Origin of the sequence: Tardibacter chloracetimidivorans (assembly GCF_001890385.1) — a bacterium.
Classification (GTDB): domain Bacteria; phylum Pseudomonadota; class Alphaproteobacteria; order Sphingomonadales; family Sphingomonadaceae; genus Tardibacter; species Tardibacter chloracetimidivorans.
Genome location: NZ_CP018221.1, coordinates 1,463,618 through 1,478,346, shown reverse-complemented (window position 1 = coordinate 1,478,346; position 14,729 = coordinate 1,463,618). Strand labels below are relative to the sequence as shown.

Sequence of the window (14,729 nt, the reverse complement as noted above, 5' to 3'; positions counted from 1 at the left end):
CCTATGGTGATCCGGTTGAGCGAACGAGAAGGTCGTCGGTGACGGTCATGGTGAAGATCGGGTCCGCGTCCGCCGGAACCTCGGCAATCGCATCGACGAAGGCAGCCCGTGTTTCGGGATCGTCATAGACCATCTTCTGGTCGAATGCGGCGCGCCATGTCGCCTCGTCCGGCCATTCGGCATAGCCGACAAAGCGGCCGTCGGCATCGCGGTGCAGGCGCGAGCCATAGCTCCCATAGCGTTCCCTGATCAGATCCGTCCCGCGCCTCCAGGCGGCGCGAAACTGTTCTTCCTTGCCGGGGTGGACGCGCCACCAATAGACCGCCACGAACATGCACATTGCTCCCTCAAACACGAAAGAACAGCGCGCGTGGCCGGGGCTAAGTTCCCAGCTAAGTTCCCAAAGGAAGGGAAAAGATCAAACGCTCAGGCGGCGATGTTGACCGGCATTTCCACCCAGCGGGGGAAGAACACCGGCTCTTCGCGCGGCCAATCCGTCCGCAGAACCTCGTCCTCCGCCAGCGTCCCGATAAGCTCGCCCCTGTGGCGGGGGCTCAGAAGCGGGAGCACCGCCGCCGCGCCGAAGCTGCTTGCAAGCCAGGGACGGATTGCTCCCCCGATGAGCCGTTCATAAAGGAAGCGATAAGCCGGGAAAGAGCGGATCTGCCGCTGGGAAAGATCGAATATGCTGATCTCCGTCAAGGGCGCGGCCATCTCCAGATAGCGCTCCTCGGCGAGCAGCCGTACCACATGGTCACGCCGACGGTAGGTCCGCGCCTGATTGCGGACGCTGCGGGCTTCATCGATGTCGCGCGCCCAGCGCCGCAGCGCCGAGTGGGAACCGGCCGCCACTTCCAGCGCCCGGCAGATGTAGCGCTGCTCTGCCGGAGCAAAGCTGCTGAACTCCTGCATTTCCGCAAGCATCGCCGCGCCGCGGCCGGTCTTTGCGACCCTGCCCATCCAAAACTCCGCTCTCTTTTGCGCAGCACGAAGCTGCCGCCAGCCCGATATCGAGGATGACGGCAGCCCGGTCGCCGCACAACAGCTTTGCGGTGAATCGAAGGCGTGCGGCCCCCGCTGGCGGGCCTGCGCCTCCGGTCAGTAGCTCAGGCCATAATAGCTGTAGACGCGGCTTCCATAGCGGCGGTTGAACGACGGCTCGCTGTTCCTGTCGAAGCTGGGCGCGCGCTCCAGATCCCGCTCGGTCATGTCGATCCGGTAGCCGCCTCTGCGCGTGTCATAATCAAGCGTCTGCCACGGCAGGGGGAAATAGCGCTCGCCCATGCGCAGGAACCCACCATAGGCCATGACTGCATATTCGACATGGCCGCTCACCTTGTCGACCATGAAGTTGTAGATGTGGCCCAGGCGTTCGCCGTCCCTGCCATAAACGGCAGTGCCTTCCACCTTATTCGATGCGATCAGATGGTTGGTCTCGTTCCTCGGCAGGTCGTCGCGATCGTCGTCGGGACCATAGCCCTCGTCGCCGCTGTCCCGGCTCTGGTAATTCCGATTGCCAGAGCTGCCGCGTGTGGAGCGCCGCGTCCGCCAGTCGCCATCGTCATCGCGTCTGTTGCTGCGGCCGAAGATGCTTTCGTTCCGCCAGTTCGACGAACGCTCGGATGAGTCCCGCGTCCGGGTGTAGCTGTCGTCGTCACGATCATAATAGCCCATTGGTCAGGCCTCCTCTTTGATGATGGGTCGTTGGGTCGGTCAGGCCTTGCCGCTGCTGGTGGAGCTGCCGCCGATCGATGTCGCCGCCTGCCGCTCTTTGGGGGCCGACAACGGTTGCTGCCGTTCCTGCCCCTGCGCCTGCTGCCGGCGGTTCTGACGCCAGCTGTCGAAATCGGACTGGAACTGCTGCTGGCGCTCCCTGCGGTATTCGTCATAGTCGCGGTCCAACTGCTCGATCTGGCTGTCGCGCCAGCGGCGATAATGGCCGTCCTCGCCCTGGTCGTCGCCTGTGTCGTCGTCCTCATGTCCGAACCAAGAACCCGTCCGGGCCTCGCTGCGGGCGAAAGACCTGCGGCCCTCGTCCCGCTCCATTCCGGACGCATCGTCGAATATGGAGTTCTGGCGGCTGCGCTGGCCGCTTTCAGGGCTGCGCTGCCTTTGTTCGTACCGTTCGTCTGCCATCGGCCTTCTCCGTCTCGCAATTCCGTTGCCCGCTCATGCTGATTGAACAACGGAACGAGGTCGGCGTTCCGGAATGGGACGGGCCATGCGGCGAAATGCGCAGTGCATGGTTTGAATGCCCCGTGGGCTTGGCCCAAACGGGCGGCCGGAACCAACCTCGTGTCCCAGGCGTCTCTAGTCTCATGTGAAGCCGGGGCGATAATCGTCCTGGTCTGCCTCCAGAAGGAGTGGACGACATGGGTGAACTGAAGGACAAGGCGAAGGGCCTGGCCAATGAAGCGGCGGGCAATGCGAAACAGGCGGCGGGAAAGGCCGCCGGCCGGCCCGATGTGACCGCTGAAGGCGCGGCGCAGGAACGCAAGGGCGAGGCGCAGAACCTGAAAGGCAAGGTAAAGGGCGCATTGGGCGACAAGGTGTGAAACCCGTGATTGCGCCGAACAAGCGGAAGGGCCCTACGGGGCCCTTTTTTATTGGGTAGTGACCGCCATCAGTCGTGAACTGTCGAGTTGGCTGCAGCTGGTTGGGTGGAGGCCCGAGCCAAGATCGAACTGCCATTCGCCATTGGCGGCCGCCTCCCGGCCTTAACGGTCGAGCCTGTGCCACTCTGATCGCGCAGCCCCGTGAGCCGGATTTTCCCGCTGGCCGCGTCGAACCCCGACGCTGGCGAGGACCGGCAGCACCATGGGCTGCCGGGCTCGATATAAAGGTTCGTGACGCCGACCCGCCCGAGCCATTCGCGCACTGCATGGGCGACGAACTCCGGACCGTAGCACATTGGGAAGCGGGCCCTCGAAGGGCCGCTTCGCCTTGATGAAGGCAAGGGTGCGTAGCGCCCGCCGCCTTCATCAAGGCGGTCATGACCGGCCAGCAGGTCTCTAAAAGTGAAGTTGTCGACTCAACACTTTGGAGACGGACCGACCATGACCAAGCGTACCTCTACTCCCGCCGACGCCGTGCTGGTAGCCATCGATATGTCCAAGCACCGCCAGGAGGTGCTGATCGAGCGCCCCGAAGGTGGGCGCCGGCGGCGGATGACGGTGATGGCGACCAAGGCGGACTATGATCGTCTCGCCTCGGAGCTCGGGGATGTCGCTCGTCCCGTGATCGTCGGCTTCGAGGCCACCGGCAACTACCACCGCACCCTAGCGCATCGCTTGCTCTCGGCGGGTTTCGAGCTGCGGCTGATTTCGTCGGTTGCCCTGGCCCGCACCCGCGAGGCGCTGCACAATGGCTGGGACAAGAACGATTCCAAGGATGCGCAGGTAATCCTGCACATGCTGCGGATCGGTGCCACCCAACGCTACGTCGATCCACTCGCCGCCGGCATCAACGATCTGCAGGAGATGTCAAAGACGCACGAGGCGATCTCCAAGGCCAAGACCCAGACGTGGCATCGCCTCCTGACGCACTACCTGCCGCTGTACTTTCCGGAGATCGAACGTTTCGCCGGCAACAGCCGGTCCGACTGGTTCCTGGCCCTGCTCGAGCGGTTCCCGACCCCGGCCAGCATGATCACGCTCGGCAAGGAGGCCTTCACGCGCGAGGCATGGGGCCTGGTCGGCCGCAAGGTGTCCAAGGCCCGGCTGCTCAACGATATTTACGAGACGGCCTGCGCCTCGGTGGCGCTCCCGGTCGATGAGGATTCCATCGCGATCGCCATGTTCCGTATGGTCATCGCTCAGGCCCGCAGCCTGATCCGGCAACGCGACGAGATCGAGCGAACTGCCCATGCTTTGCTCAGCGACAACCGCGATTACCAGCTCCTGCGCATGATCCCCGGGATCGGGCCGATCAACGCGCTGACCATCCTCGCCGAGGCCGGCGACCTTCGCCGGTTTGCCCACCATCGCCAGTTCCTCAAGTTCTGCGGGCTTGATCTTGCGACCTGCCAGTCAGGCACCTTTCGTGGGCGTACCAAGCTCTCGAAGTACGGTAATGCCCGGCTACGGCGCACCTTCTGGATGGCTACCCAGGTTGCCATCCGCCAACGCGACAACAGTTTCCGCGACAAGCTTGGTCGCTATGTGGCCGGACACGGCAACGACCCTGATCGCCGCCGCAAGGCGATGACCGCACTCACCGCCAAGATGGCGCGCGTCGCGCATGCCGTCATCAAGACGGGAGCCGAGTACCGTCCGTTCGTCGAACGGGCGGACACCAGATGGAAGGACCCCTCTCTGTCGTGCCGTGAGGGCGCTGCGGCGACCCTGTAGATAATGTTCGGGCCTTCCATCTGGCATCCGCATCTCATTTTAAGGACGGTGAGGACCACGACCGATGCGGCCGCTGGATCCTGTGTTTGCTATGGCCGAGAGCGCATTCCTTGACGATGGAAGCCATCTGGATCAGAACGACATCAGCGCTGATCATGATCGGCGCAACGAGACCTGCTGGCCGTTTTCCGCCGCTGCTTCCCGACCTAGGACGTTGTCGGACCTGATATGCTCGGGTGGCCCATGGCGATAGCGCCGTCATGGGGTTAACATGATCGCTTGCTGTCGCTTCCGCTCGCTTGTCTCCGCACAGGCTCATGCTTACTGGCCAATATGTCAGTCACGTTGACTCTGTGGCTGCTATATCCCGGCTTTGGCGCCGTGATGCGCCTCATGGAACAAAAGCGGGCGAGAGGGTCATGATCAACCAGCGGATTGTCTTGTCGTCGCGCCCCCAGGGCGTCCCGGTCCCGGAGAATTTCCGAACCGACGAAGCGCCCGTTCCCGAACTGGCGGACGGGCAGGTCCTGCTGGAGAATCTGGTTTTCGCGATCGATCCGGCGGTGCGCGGCATGATGGATGACGTAAAGAGCTATATGCCGCCCGTGCCCATCGGCGGCCTCATCCCAGCCATGGTTCTGGGGCGGGTCGTCAAATCCCGCCATCCCGATTTCCGCGAGGGGGATTTCGGTCGCGGCTTCGCCGGTTGGGAGCGCTATTCCGTCCTCGATCCCGGCGGCGTCGCCTTCGAGAATGTGCGTGTCGCCGATGATCTGCCGCTGACGGTCTATATGGGCGCGGTCGGCTGGTCGGGGATCACCGCCTATGTGGGGCTGAAGCGCTATGGCGAGCTGCGCGCGGGCGATGAGGTGCTGGTCAGCGCCGCCGCCGGGGCCGTCGGCAGCGTCGCGGGCCAGGTCGCCCGGCTGTCGGGCTGCCGCGTCGTCGGCACGGTCGGCTCGGAAGACAAGGCGCGCATCGTCACCGATCTGCTCGGCTTCGACGCTGCCATCAACTACCGCGCCGTCGATGATCTGGGGGCGGCGATCGACCGGCATTTCCCGGAAGGAATCGACCTGTATTTCGACAATGTGGGCGGCGCGACGCTCGATGCCGTGCTGCCGCGCATGAAGGCGTTCGGACGCATTCCGGTGTGCGGCATGATCGCCAATTACAACAATCAGTCCGAGCCCTATCGACTGCGCAACATCTGGCAGGTGCTGGTCAACCGGATCACCATGCGCGGTTTCCTGGCCTATGAGGCGGGCGACATGGTGCATGAGGCGGAGGATGCGCTTGGCGAATGGGTGCGGTCCGGGCAACTGGTCGCGACCGAGAATGTGTCAACCGGCATCGGGAGCGCCCCGGCGGCGTTCATCCGCCTGATGTCGGGCGAGACCATGGGTAAGACGCTGGTACGGGTGGACGATCGCGTGAGCACACTCGCCGATCGTGGTGCATAGTGCGGTCGCCGACCACGTGGAGATACTGAGTCATGCGCGCTGCCTGGTATGAGGAGAATGGCGGGCCGGACGTGCTGCGCGTCGGCCAACTGCCCGACCCCGCGGTCGGCCCCGACACCGTCCTGATCCGCGTCGAGGCGATCAGCATCGAGGGCGGCGACCTCCTCAACCGCCAGTTTTCACCTCCGCGGGAGGTGCCGTTCGTCCCCGGCTATCAGGCCGCGGGGCGGGTCGAGGCGATCGGCGAAAGGGTCACGCGCTTCGCGCCGGGCGATCGGGTGGTGGGCTTCAATTGGAACGGCAGCCATGCCGAGCTGTTCGCTGTGCTCGAGCATCATGCCTATGCGGTGCCCGACGGCCTCGACCTCGATCTTGCCGCCACCGTCCCGGTCGCTTTCGGTACGGCGAGCGACTGCCTGTTCGAGTTCGGCAGGGTCAAGCCTGGCGAAACCGTGCTGGTCCAGGGCGCGGCGGGTGGCGTCGGGCTGGCCGCCGTGCAACTGGCGGCTCAGGCGGGCGCGACCGTTATCGGCACCGCGTCCGGCGCCGAGCGGCTGGCGCGGATCGCACCTTACGGCATGCACCATGGCATCGATCACCGCAGCGAGGATATCGCCGCGCGCTGCCGCGAGACCACGGGCGGCAAGGGCGCCGACATCATCCTCGACATGGCGGGCGGCCAGTCGGTCGAGGCGCTGATCGACGCCGCACGACCACGGGCGCGCTATGCCGTCGTCGGCGCCGCCGCCGGGGCTCTGCCGAGCTTCGGCTTCTTCCCCCTGATCCGCAAGAGTCTGACGGTGTTCGGTATTTCCTTCGGGCGCGACATGGCAACGCCGCGCGCGCACAGGCTGATCGACAGCTTGCTCCGGCGCATGGCCGAGGGGCGGCTGGTCATGCCGATCGACCGCAGCTTTGCGCTGTCGGAGGTTCAGGCGGCGCACCGCCACGTCGCCGAGGCGCATCCTTTCGGCCGGGTGCTGATGCGCCCCTGACGCACTTCGTTGCGCGACGCGGAGGAATCGCTCGCCTGGCTCAGGCGAGGATACGGACCGGGTCGGTGCCGTCCCAGTCCCTTGCGGCGTCGCGCATCATTGCGAACAGCGTTTCGGAGCCGCTCATTGGCTGCAGGATTTCGATGATATGGCCCGGGCCGCCCCCTGCGTCGACATAGATGACCTCGCCATCCTCGCCGACCTTGCCCTCGACCAGGATTTCGGCCCCCGCCTCCGCACAGGCGGTGCGCGCTTCGGCGATGGAGTTCACGAACAGGCAGACATGGTGAACGCGGTCGGTAACGGCATATTCGCCATTGTAGATCGACGGCGCGTCGTTCTCCGGGCGGATCAGCTCGATCTGGATATCGCCCCAATAGCCGATCGCAAGCGAGAAGACGGCGTCGGTTGGCTGGCCGCGATATTTCATGTCGCCCAGCCGGATATTCTCCATGACGAAAAAGGGACCGACTCCGACCGTTTCGGTCCAGTAGCGAAGCGCTGCGTCGAAGTCGGTCGGCAGATAGGCGAGTTGCTCGATCGGGGCGAGCTTCTTGATCGGGCCGAGTGTGGTCATCATTCTTGTCTCCGGATCAGGCGAAGAGGCCTTCGGGTGCTTCGATCAGCGATTTCAGTGTGGCGAGGAAGGCGGCGCCCGCCGCGCCGTCGATCGCGCGATGATCGACCGACAGCGTCATAGCGATGCGGCTTTCGAACGCGATGCCACCCTCGGCGGTCTCGACCGGCTGACGCGTGATGCCGCCGACGGCCAGGATCGCACCCTGCGGAGGGTTGATGATTGCGGCGAAGTCCTCGATCTCCATCATGCCGAGGTTGGAGACGGAGAAGGTGCCCCCATCCATATCCTCAAAGCCCAGACGCCCGGCCGCCGCCTTGTCGATCAGCGCGCGCGTGGCCCCGGCGATCTGGTCGATGCGCATGCGGTCCGCCTGGCGGACGATGGGGGTTACCAGCCCCTTGGGGCTGGCGACGGCGATGGCGATGTCGGCATGGGGGAAGCGATGGATCTCCTGCCCATGCACCTGCACATTGACGTCGGGATGGCGGGCGAGAGCCATGGCCGCCGCCTTGATGACATAGTCGTTGATCGAGGCCTTGCAGCCGAGGATCAGATTGGCGGTCTTGCGCATGGCCGCCAGTTCGTCGGCGCGCGCGCTGACCCTCAGGTAGACATGCGGGATCTGCTGCTTGGCTTCGGTCAGCCGCTGCGCCACGACCTTCCGAATGCGGTCGAAAGGCACGACCGTCGGGCGGTTGTCGACCGGCACGAACGGAGCCGCGATAGCGCCGCCAGCGGCCGGGGCAGGGGCGGGTACCAGCGCCAGCACGTCGGCCTTGGAAATGCGGCCCCGCGCGCCGGTTCCGCTGAGACCGGCGAGGTCGACGCCGTGCAGCGCCGCGATCCGCCGGGCGAGCGGGGAGGCGAAGACCGCGCTTTCGGGCTCGACCGGAACCGTGCCGCGTAAGGGGCCCCGCGCCGCGGGGCGGCGGGCCTGGTCAACATCCTGATAGGTGATGCGGCCGCCGCGCCCCGAGCCCTCGATCCCGGCAAGGTCGACGTCTGCCTGCTCTGCGAGCTTCAGCGCCTCGGGGCTGATCGGGCGGTTGGTGATGATCTTGCGCGGGGTGGCAGCGGCGGGTGCCGGCGCAGGGGTGGCCGGCTTCGCCTTCTCGCCCGCGCCCTTGGCGGCAACCGCCGTGTCGGCGGGCTTGAAGTTCGCGATGAAGGCGTCGATCGCCGCGCTGTCGGTGCCCGGCTCCGCGAAGACGCCGATCAGCGCGCCCACCGGCGCGGGATCGCTCCCAGCCGGCACCAGGATCCGCGCCAGCACGGCGTCGAACTCGGCATCGACGTCATTGGTGATCTTGGCGGTTTCGATCAGGCAGATGGTCTGTCCCTTGTGGAACGCCTCGCCTTCGGCCACCATCCATTCGGCGACGGTGCCCTCGGTCATCTCGATGCCCCATTTGGGCATGCAGAAAGGGCGAATATCAGCCATGCTCCGCCTCCCTCAGCGCCAGTCGAGGAGCTTGCGAACAGCTGCCTCGATCTTGTCCGCAGACGGCAGATAGGCGCTCTCCATCTCTCGGGCGAACGGGATCGGCGTGTGCGGCGGCGTGACCGGCTGCGGCGGCGCCTTCAGGCTGGCGAATGCCTTGTTGGCGACGAGCGAACAGATGTCAGTGGCAAGGCCGCAGCGCGGCGGCGCCTCGTCGACCACCACCAGCCGCCCGGTGACCTCGACCGAATCCAGGATGGCCTCCTCGTCGAGCGGGCTGGTGGTGCGCAGGTCGATGACGTCGCAACCGATGCCTTCGCCCGCCAGCTTGTCGGCGACCGCCTCGCAGAAGCCGAGCAGCATGCCGGTCGCAACGATCGTCACATCCTCGCCCGCCCGCGCGATGCGCGCATGGCCGAAGGGGACGAGATGCTCGCCGTCGGGCACCTCGCCGCTGGTGGCGTAGAGTGCCTTGTGCTCGAGGAAGATGACCGGGTCGTCGTCGCGGATCGCCTGCCGGAGCAGGCCGGCGACATCGGCGGGGGTGGAGGGCATCACGACCTTCAGCCCCGGCATGCCGGTCAGGATCTGGTGGACGGACTGGCTGTGCTGTGCAGCGGCATTGAAACCCGCGCCATAGGCCATGCGGATCACCGCCGGACATTTGGACTTGCCGCCGAACATGTAGCGGAACTTGCCGATCTGGTTCCAGATCTGGTCGAGCGACACGCCGATGAAGTCGGCGAACATCAGCTCGGCGATCGGCCGCTTGCCCGCCAACGCGAGACCGGCGGCTGCACCCATGATGGCGCTTTCGGAAATCGGCGTGTCGATCACGCGATCCTTGCCGAACTTGCCGAACAGCCCGGTCGATGTCGACCAGATGCCGCCGATGGCTTCAGGGCCGCCGGCGGTGCCCATGCCGCCCACCACATCCTCGCCAAGGACGACGACGCTGGGGTCCCGTTCCATCTCGGCCGCGATGGTCGACACCACCGCTTCGCGATACATCATCTTTGCCATCAGTCCCGCGCCCTCGCTCAATAGTTCACATAGACGTCGGTCAGGACGTCTTCGGCGGTCGGTCGCGGGGCAGCGCGCGCCGTTTCGACCGCGCCCTCGATCGCGTCCATCACCTCGGCATCGAGCGCGTCGAGATCGGCATCGGTCAGCAGCCTGGCCCCGGTCACGCTTGCGCGGAAAGCCTTGAGGCAATCGCGCGTCTCGCGGATGCGGTCGAGTTCGCCGGGACCGCGATAGCGCTGCGGGTCGCCCTCGAAATGGCCGTAGAAGCGCTCGGTGTCGAACTCGACGGCGGCAGGGCCGTTGCCGGCGCGCACATAGTCCAGAAGCTCGCGCATCGTTTCATAGACCGCGAAGAAGTCGGTGCCATCGGCGCGCCATACCTTCATCCCGAAGGCCTCGGCGCGGCTGGCGATGTCCTTTGATGTGCCGACCGCATAGTCGACGCCGGTATGTTCCGAATAATGATTGTTTTCGAACACGAAGATGCAGGGCGCCTGCGTGACGACGGCGAGATTCATCGCCTCGAAAGTCGTGCCCTGGTTGCAGGCGCCGTCGCCGGAAAAGGCGATCGCGACCCTGAGCTTCCCGTTCTCGTCAGGTCCGTCGAGCTTGTTCGACAGCGCCGCGCCCACCGCGATCGGTGCGCCCGCCCCGACGATGCCATTGGCGCCCAGCATGCCGACGTTGGTGTCGGCGATGTGCATGGAGCCGCCCTTGCCCCTGCATAACCCCTCGCGGCTGCCCCAGATCTCCTTCATCATGTCGTTCACGTCGCAGCCCTTGGCGAGGCAGTGGCCGTGGCCGCGATGGGTGGAGATGATCTTGTCGGCGGGGGTTAGATGCTCGCACACGCCGACAGCCACGGCTTCCTGCCCGGCATAGAGATGGGTGAAGCCGGCGATCTCGCCGGTCTGGATCTCGCTGTGCAGGCGCTCCTCGAACTCGCGGATCACCTTCATCTGGCGATAGGCCTGCAAAAGCGCTTCCCGGCTCAGTTGCATGGTCTCTCCTCGTCCTGTTTCACAAGCCCAGAACGGACTTGGCGATGATATTGGCCTGCACCTCGTTCGTCCCGCCGAAGATGGTCCAGGCGCGACTGTTGAGATAGCGGGGCGCGGCGAGCTGCGCGGCGCGGCTGTGGACGGGCGGCGGCGCGTCGGCGCCGTAGAGCGGCCGCACCTCGGTGAGCTGAAGCCCCGCCGGCCCGTAAAGGTCGACCGCCAGCAGGTCGATGTCCTGCCGCAGGTTGGATGCGAGCAGCTTGGTGAGCGATGTCTGCGGGCCCGGTGGCCGGCCATGCGCAATGTCAGCGAGGATCTTGAGTTCGATCATCTCCAGTGCCTGGACGCCAAGGCGGCAGCGCGCGATCTTGCGCCGCCATTGCGGATCGTCGGCCAGCACGTCGCCGCGCCCGTCGGTTTCCGACCTGGCGGCGCGTTCCAGCTGTTCCAGATCATAGCCGAGCTTGGGCGCGTGGCACGATCCGCCGCGCTCGTTCTCCAGCAGGAATTTGGCGATCTTCCAGCCGTCGCCTTCCTGCCCCACGAGATCGTCGGCCGGGACAGTGACGCCTTCAAGGAACACTTGGTTGACCTCATGGTCGCCGGCGGTGGTCAGGATGGGACGTACCGACACGCCGGGCTGGTTCATGTCGACGAGGAAAAAGCTGATCCCCGCCTGCTTGCGTCCGCTGGCGTCCGTCCGCGCGAGGCAGAACATGCGGTTGGCGTGATGCGCGTGCGTGGTCCAGATCTTGGAGCCGTCGAGGACATAGCGGTCGCCGTCGCGCACCGCGCGGCAGCCGAGCGACGCAAGGTCGGACCCGCTGCCCGGCTCCGAAAAGCCTTGGCACCAATAGTCCTCGCCCGACAGGATGCGGGGCAGATAGAACGCCTTCTGCGCTTCCGTCCCGAAGCTGTAGATGACCGGCGCGACGAGCTTGAGGCTTAGTACGGTAAGGTTCGGCGCGCCGGCGAGCGCGCATTCCTTTTCGAAGATATACCGCTGAACCGGGCTCCATCCGGTGCCGCCATGCGCGGTCGGCCATTGATAGCCGAGCCAGCCCTTGGCGTTCAGGACGGCGTTCCACGTCTGGCCGATTTCCGGTTCGACGAAGACCGACGGCGTCGCCGCCGCGCCCTCGCGCACGCTGTCGGGCAGGGACGTGGCCAGAAAGGCTCTGACTTCGTCGCGGAAGGCGCTGTCTTCAGGGGAAAGGTCGATATCCATCAGCGTTCCAGGATCGTGACGGCCGAAACGCCCGGCGCGCCATAGACGTGGCTGTAAGCGGTCTTCGGTTCACCCGGCACTTGCCGGCCGCCGCCGTGCCCGCGCAGCTGGACTACATTCTCATAGACCTGACGCAGGCCCGACGCGCCGATCGGCTCGCCACAGGCAAGGCAGCCGCCATCGGTGTTGACGGGCAAGCGGCCGCCTATTTCCGTCCGGCCTTCGGCAAGCCATTGCTCCTGCTCGCCGTCCCGGCAGAAGCCGTTTTCGGCCATGTGCATGATCTCGGCCCCGGATTCCGTATCCTGAAGCTGGGCGACGGCGATGCCTTCCGGACCGATGCCTGCCTGGCGGAAGGCGTCGGCGGACGCGATGTTGGTCGCAGAGCCGCCGCGGTCGACGTCGATCGACGGGGCGAACACCTCGAACGACCCCGGCGGGCGTGTGCGCATCGTCGCGGCCTTCAGGCGGATGAGCGGCTTGCCCAGTTCGCGCGCCTTCTTCTCGCTGGCGAGAATCAGCGCGACGCCGCCTTCGGCCGGTGAGCAGAACATGAACTTGCTGTAGGGATCGCTCACCATCGGCGCGTCGAGGATCACATCGAGCGGCACCGGTTCGCGCCGCCAGGCATGGGGCGCGTGCACTGCGTTGCGGAACGCCTTTTCCGAAACCCGTCCCAGCGTTTCACGGCTGATGCCATGCTGGTGCATGTAGCGCATGATCTTGCACGCGAAGAACTGCGTGGTGATCATGTAGCCGGCTTCGCCATACCAGTCGGGCAGGTTGTATTCCGATGGCAGCGCGTTGAAGGCGCCGTGCGGATGCTTGTCGAAGCCGACCGCGAGACCGAGGTCATACTCGCCCGACTTGATCGCCATCTGCGCCGAAAACAAAGCCGATCCGCCGGCGGCGCAGCCATTGCGCACATTGATGAACTGGACACCCGTCAGCCCCAGCCGGTCGACCATCGTGTCGGGATTCCCAGCCGCATCGGATGCGCCATAGGCGAACTGGATCGCGGGCCAGTCGATTCCCGCGTCGTCGAGCGCCTGCCGCACGGCAACGACGCCCTGATCGACGCCCGACAGTCCATCGGTGCGGCCGAAGGGATGGATGCCGATGCCGACTATGCACACATCGCTCATCGGTTCGCACTCGCGGGCATGAAGGCGGGGATCAGAGCCGATTCGGGCGCGGCGGGATCGAGCGGCACCTGCGTCAGCTCCAGTGCCATGCCGATGCGCAGGGAATCGAACTCCACGCCGACGATGCGCGCCTCGACGATCGTCTCGCCCGGAAGCTCGACATAGCCGACGGCCCAGGGTGTGAAGGCGTCGGGGCCGGCATAAGGCGGCGACTTCGGCCGATAGCGCTGCACCGTCCAGGACCAGAGCGTCCCTTTGCGCTGGAGCGGCCAAGGCTCGAACCGCTCGCCCTGCGGACAGGGGAAAACGATTCGACCTGTCGTGCGGTCGCGGCCGCCGATCAGGCGCGGCGGAGTCTCATCGGTAAAAAGGCCTTCGGCGATTGCCTGCATCGTTCTCCACTCCGGCATGGGTCCGGTATGGTTGAGAGATACGCCCGATTTCCGAACTTTTCCGACTCTGCAAAACGCTAGGGTAGCTCTTCTGCCAGTTCATGAGAGTATGGGCCCAAGGAATAGCGGAGAGGGCGTTGGCCGATCCCCGGCTTTGGGTGGAGGGCGTCGATGGCCTGCGTGGAGGACCGTCCCTGTATCATCCAGGCGCGTTCGCGCCGCCCGGTTTACCGCACACGACAGCGCGGAGGGCCACCTTCACTTGTTCAGTGAGATGTAGCCGAGCTGTGCCGCCTTGAAGACGGTCTGGCTGCGATTCACGGCGTTGAGCTTCAGCGAGGCATTGTGGATATGGAAGCGCACCGTTGCCCGGCTGCGCGACATGATCATGCTGATCTCCATGTCGGTCTTGCCGATCGCCGCCCAACGCAGGCACTCGACCTCGCGCTTGGACAGGCGCGATTGCGGCGGCAGGGCCTGGATCGAGCCCATCACATGCACATAGCTGGCGATAAAGGTGCGGGCGTAGAGGCCCAGCGCATCGCTGACCAACTCGAACGCCTCCGACAGGTCCGTCTGTTCAGGGTCAAGCGGATTGAAGCTGACCGCGCCGATCTGGCCGAACGGTAGATGGACGGGCACCACAATGGCCGCGCGGGTCATCGCGCGCGTATCGAAGTTGGTGAGATCGACCGAGTCGAGATAGGCGCTGGGCTGACGCGTGTGAAAGCCCGATGCGTTGACCCAGAAGGGTTGGCTTTCGAAGCGGCAGGCGGACGTGATCGGCGAATCCAGCGCAATGCGGGCGTTGCGCCACCAGACCCGCTCCTCGGTCCAGCCGAATACGTCGCGCGCCAGCGGGTTGCCGTCGGCATCCACCGGTGTCCGCTTGTCGGCTATGTCATGTGCCGGCGCGGCTCGCAGCCCGCACTCCATGGCGAAGGCGTGGAGCGCTTCCGCCGCACGCTTGATGTCCTCGGGTCTGGAGATCCTGACGGCCTCCACCCTCGCCTGGGAATATGGACTCACTCCGCTCCCTTCCATTTTACGGCAAGTTAGCGGAGTTTAGCATCCGGAACAATGCGACCATCGTTGCATCGGACCAGTCC

The 14,729-nt window shown here is 65.4% G+C and carries 15 protein-coding genes and 1 pseudogene; 4 read left to right on the top strand and 12 right to left on the bottom strand.

Going from position 1 to position 14,729, the window contains the following annotated elements:
• Position 1: 1 nt before the first annotated feature.
• The 4 genes from BSL82_RS07710 to BSL82_RS07695 all read right to left on the bottom strand — a co-directional run bounded on the left by BSL82_RS07710 (position 2) and on the right by BSL82_RS07695 (position 2,136).
• The gene (locus tag BSL82_RS07710; RefSeq protein ID WP_072596755.1) at positions 2–334 is read right to left on the bottom strand and encodes an antibiotic biosynthesis monooxygenase family protein; all 333 of its coding nucleotides are present in this window, start codon (positions 332–334) and stop codon (positions 2–4) included.
• 92 nt (positions 335–426) lie between these two features.
• Positions 427–960: a hypothetical protein gene (locus BSL82_RS07705; RefSeq protein WP_072596754.1), complete on the bottom strand. Its 534-nt coding sequence runs from the start codon at positions 958–960 to the stop codon at positions 427–429.
• A 138-nt stretch (positions 961–1,098) separates the two neighbouring features.
• Complete coding sequence (locus BSL82_RS21610) at positions 1,099–1,674, bottom strand: PRC-barrel domain-containing protein (RefSeq protein WP_083579101.1); 576 nt, start codon at positions 1,672–1,674, stop codon at positions 1,099–1,101.
• Between the two features lie 39 nt (positions 1,675–1,713).
• Positions 1,714–2,136 (bottom strand): hypothetical protein, encoded by a 423-nt coding sequence (locus BSL82_RS07695; protein WP_072596753.1) that lies wholly within the window; start codon positions 2,134–2,136, stop codon positions 1,714–1,716.
• 236 nt (positions 2,137–2,372) lie between these two features.
• Here BSL82_RS07695 and BSL82_RS07690 point away from each other — a divergent pair, with 236 nt between their 5' ends.
• From BSL82_RS07690 to BSL82_RS07670, 4 genes and pseudogenes are all read left to right on the top strand, one after another.
• Entirely contained in the window at positions 2,373–2,555 is a 183-nt protein-coding gene (locus tag BSL82_RS07690) for a CsbD family protein (protein WP_072596752.1), read from the top strand.
• Between the two features lie 501 nt (positions 2,556–3,056).
• Positions 3,057–4,353, top strand: a pseudogene (locus tag BSL82_RS07680) (IS110 family RNA-guided transposase).
• A gap of 415 nt (positions 4,354–4,768) precedes the next feature.
• Positions 4,769–5,812, top strand: coding sequence for an NADP-dependent oxidoreductase (locus tag BSL82_RS07675; protein ID WP_072596749.1), 1,044 nt, complete (start codon positions 4,769–4,771; stop codon positions 5,810–5,812).
• 32 nt (positions 5,813–5,844) lie between these two features.
• On the top strand, positions 5,845–6,807 hold the full coding sequence (locus BSL82_RS07670; protein WP_072596748.1) for a quinone oxidoreductase family protein: 963 nt from the start codon (positions 5,845–5,847) through the stop codon (positions 6,805–6,807).
• Between the two features lie 40 nt (positions 6,808–6,847).
• On the opposite strand, the gene BSL82_RS07665 is transcribed toward BSL82_RS07670, so the two are convergent.
• The 8 genes from BSL82_RS07665 to BSL82_RS07630 form a co-directional block, all read right to left on the bottom strand.
• Positions 6,848–7,387 (bottom strand): VOC family protein, encoded by a 540-nt coding sequence (locus tag BSL82_RS07665; protein ID WP_418361273.1) that lies wholly within the window; start codon positions 7,385–7,387, stop codon positions 6,848–6,850.
• A gap of 13 nt (positions 7,388–7,400) precedes the next feature.
• The gene (locus BSL82_RS07660; protein ID WP_072596747.1) at positions 7,401–8,828 is read right to left on the bottom strand and encodes a dihydrolipoamide acetyltransferase family protein; all 1,428 of its coding nucleotides are present in this window, start codon (positions 8,826–8,828) and stop codon (positions 7,401–7,403) included.
• A 12-nt stretch (positions 8,829–8,840) separates the two neighbouring features.
• Complete coding sequence (locus BSL82_RS07655) at positions 8,841–9,851, bottom strand: alpha-ketoacid dehydrogenase subunit beta (protein WP_072596746.1); 1,011 nt, start codon at positions 9,849–9,851, stop codon at positions 8,841–8,843.
• A gap of 17 nt (positions 9,852–9,868) precedes the next feature.
• A complete protein-coding gene (locus BSL82_RS07650; protein ID WP_072596745.1) occupies positions 9,869–10,855 on the bottom strand; it encodes a thiamine pyrophosphate-dependent dehydrogenase E1 component subunit alpha in 987 nt (328 codons plus the stop codon).
• 19 nt (positions 10,856–10,874) lie between these two features.
• Positions 10,875–12,083: an acyl-CoA dehydrogenase family protein gene (locus BSL82_RS07645; protein ID WP_072596744.1), complete on the bottom strand. Its 1,209-nt coding sequence runs from the start codon at positions 12,081–12,083 to the stop codon at positions 10,875–10,877.
• Entirely contained in the window at positions 12,083–13,228 is a 1,146-nt protein-coding gene (locus tag BSL82_RS07640) for a thiolase family protein (protein ID WP_072596743.1), read from the bottom strand. The genes BSL82_RS07645 and BSL82_RS07640 overlap by 1 nt, the downstream gene beginning before the upstream one ends.
• Complete coding sequence (locus BSL82_RS07635; RefSeq protein WP_072596742.1) at positions 13,225–13,620, bottom strand: Zn-ribbon domain-containing OB-fold protein; 396 nt, start codon at positions 13,618–13,620, stop codon at positions 13,225–13,227. The genes BSL82_RS07640 and BSL82_RS07635 overlap by 4 nt, the downstream gene beginning before the upstream one ends.
• A gap of 258 nt (positions 13,621–13,878) precedes the next feature.
• A complete protein-coding gene (locus tag BSL82_RS07630) occupies positions 13,879–14,649 on the bottom strand; it encodes a helix-turn-helix transcriptional regulator (RefSeq protein WP_158010742.1) in 771 nt (256 codons plus the stop codon).
• Positions 14,650–14,729: the final 80 nt, after the last annotated feature.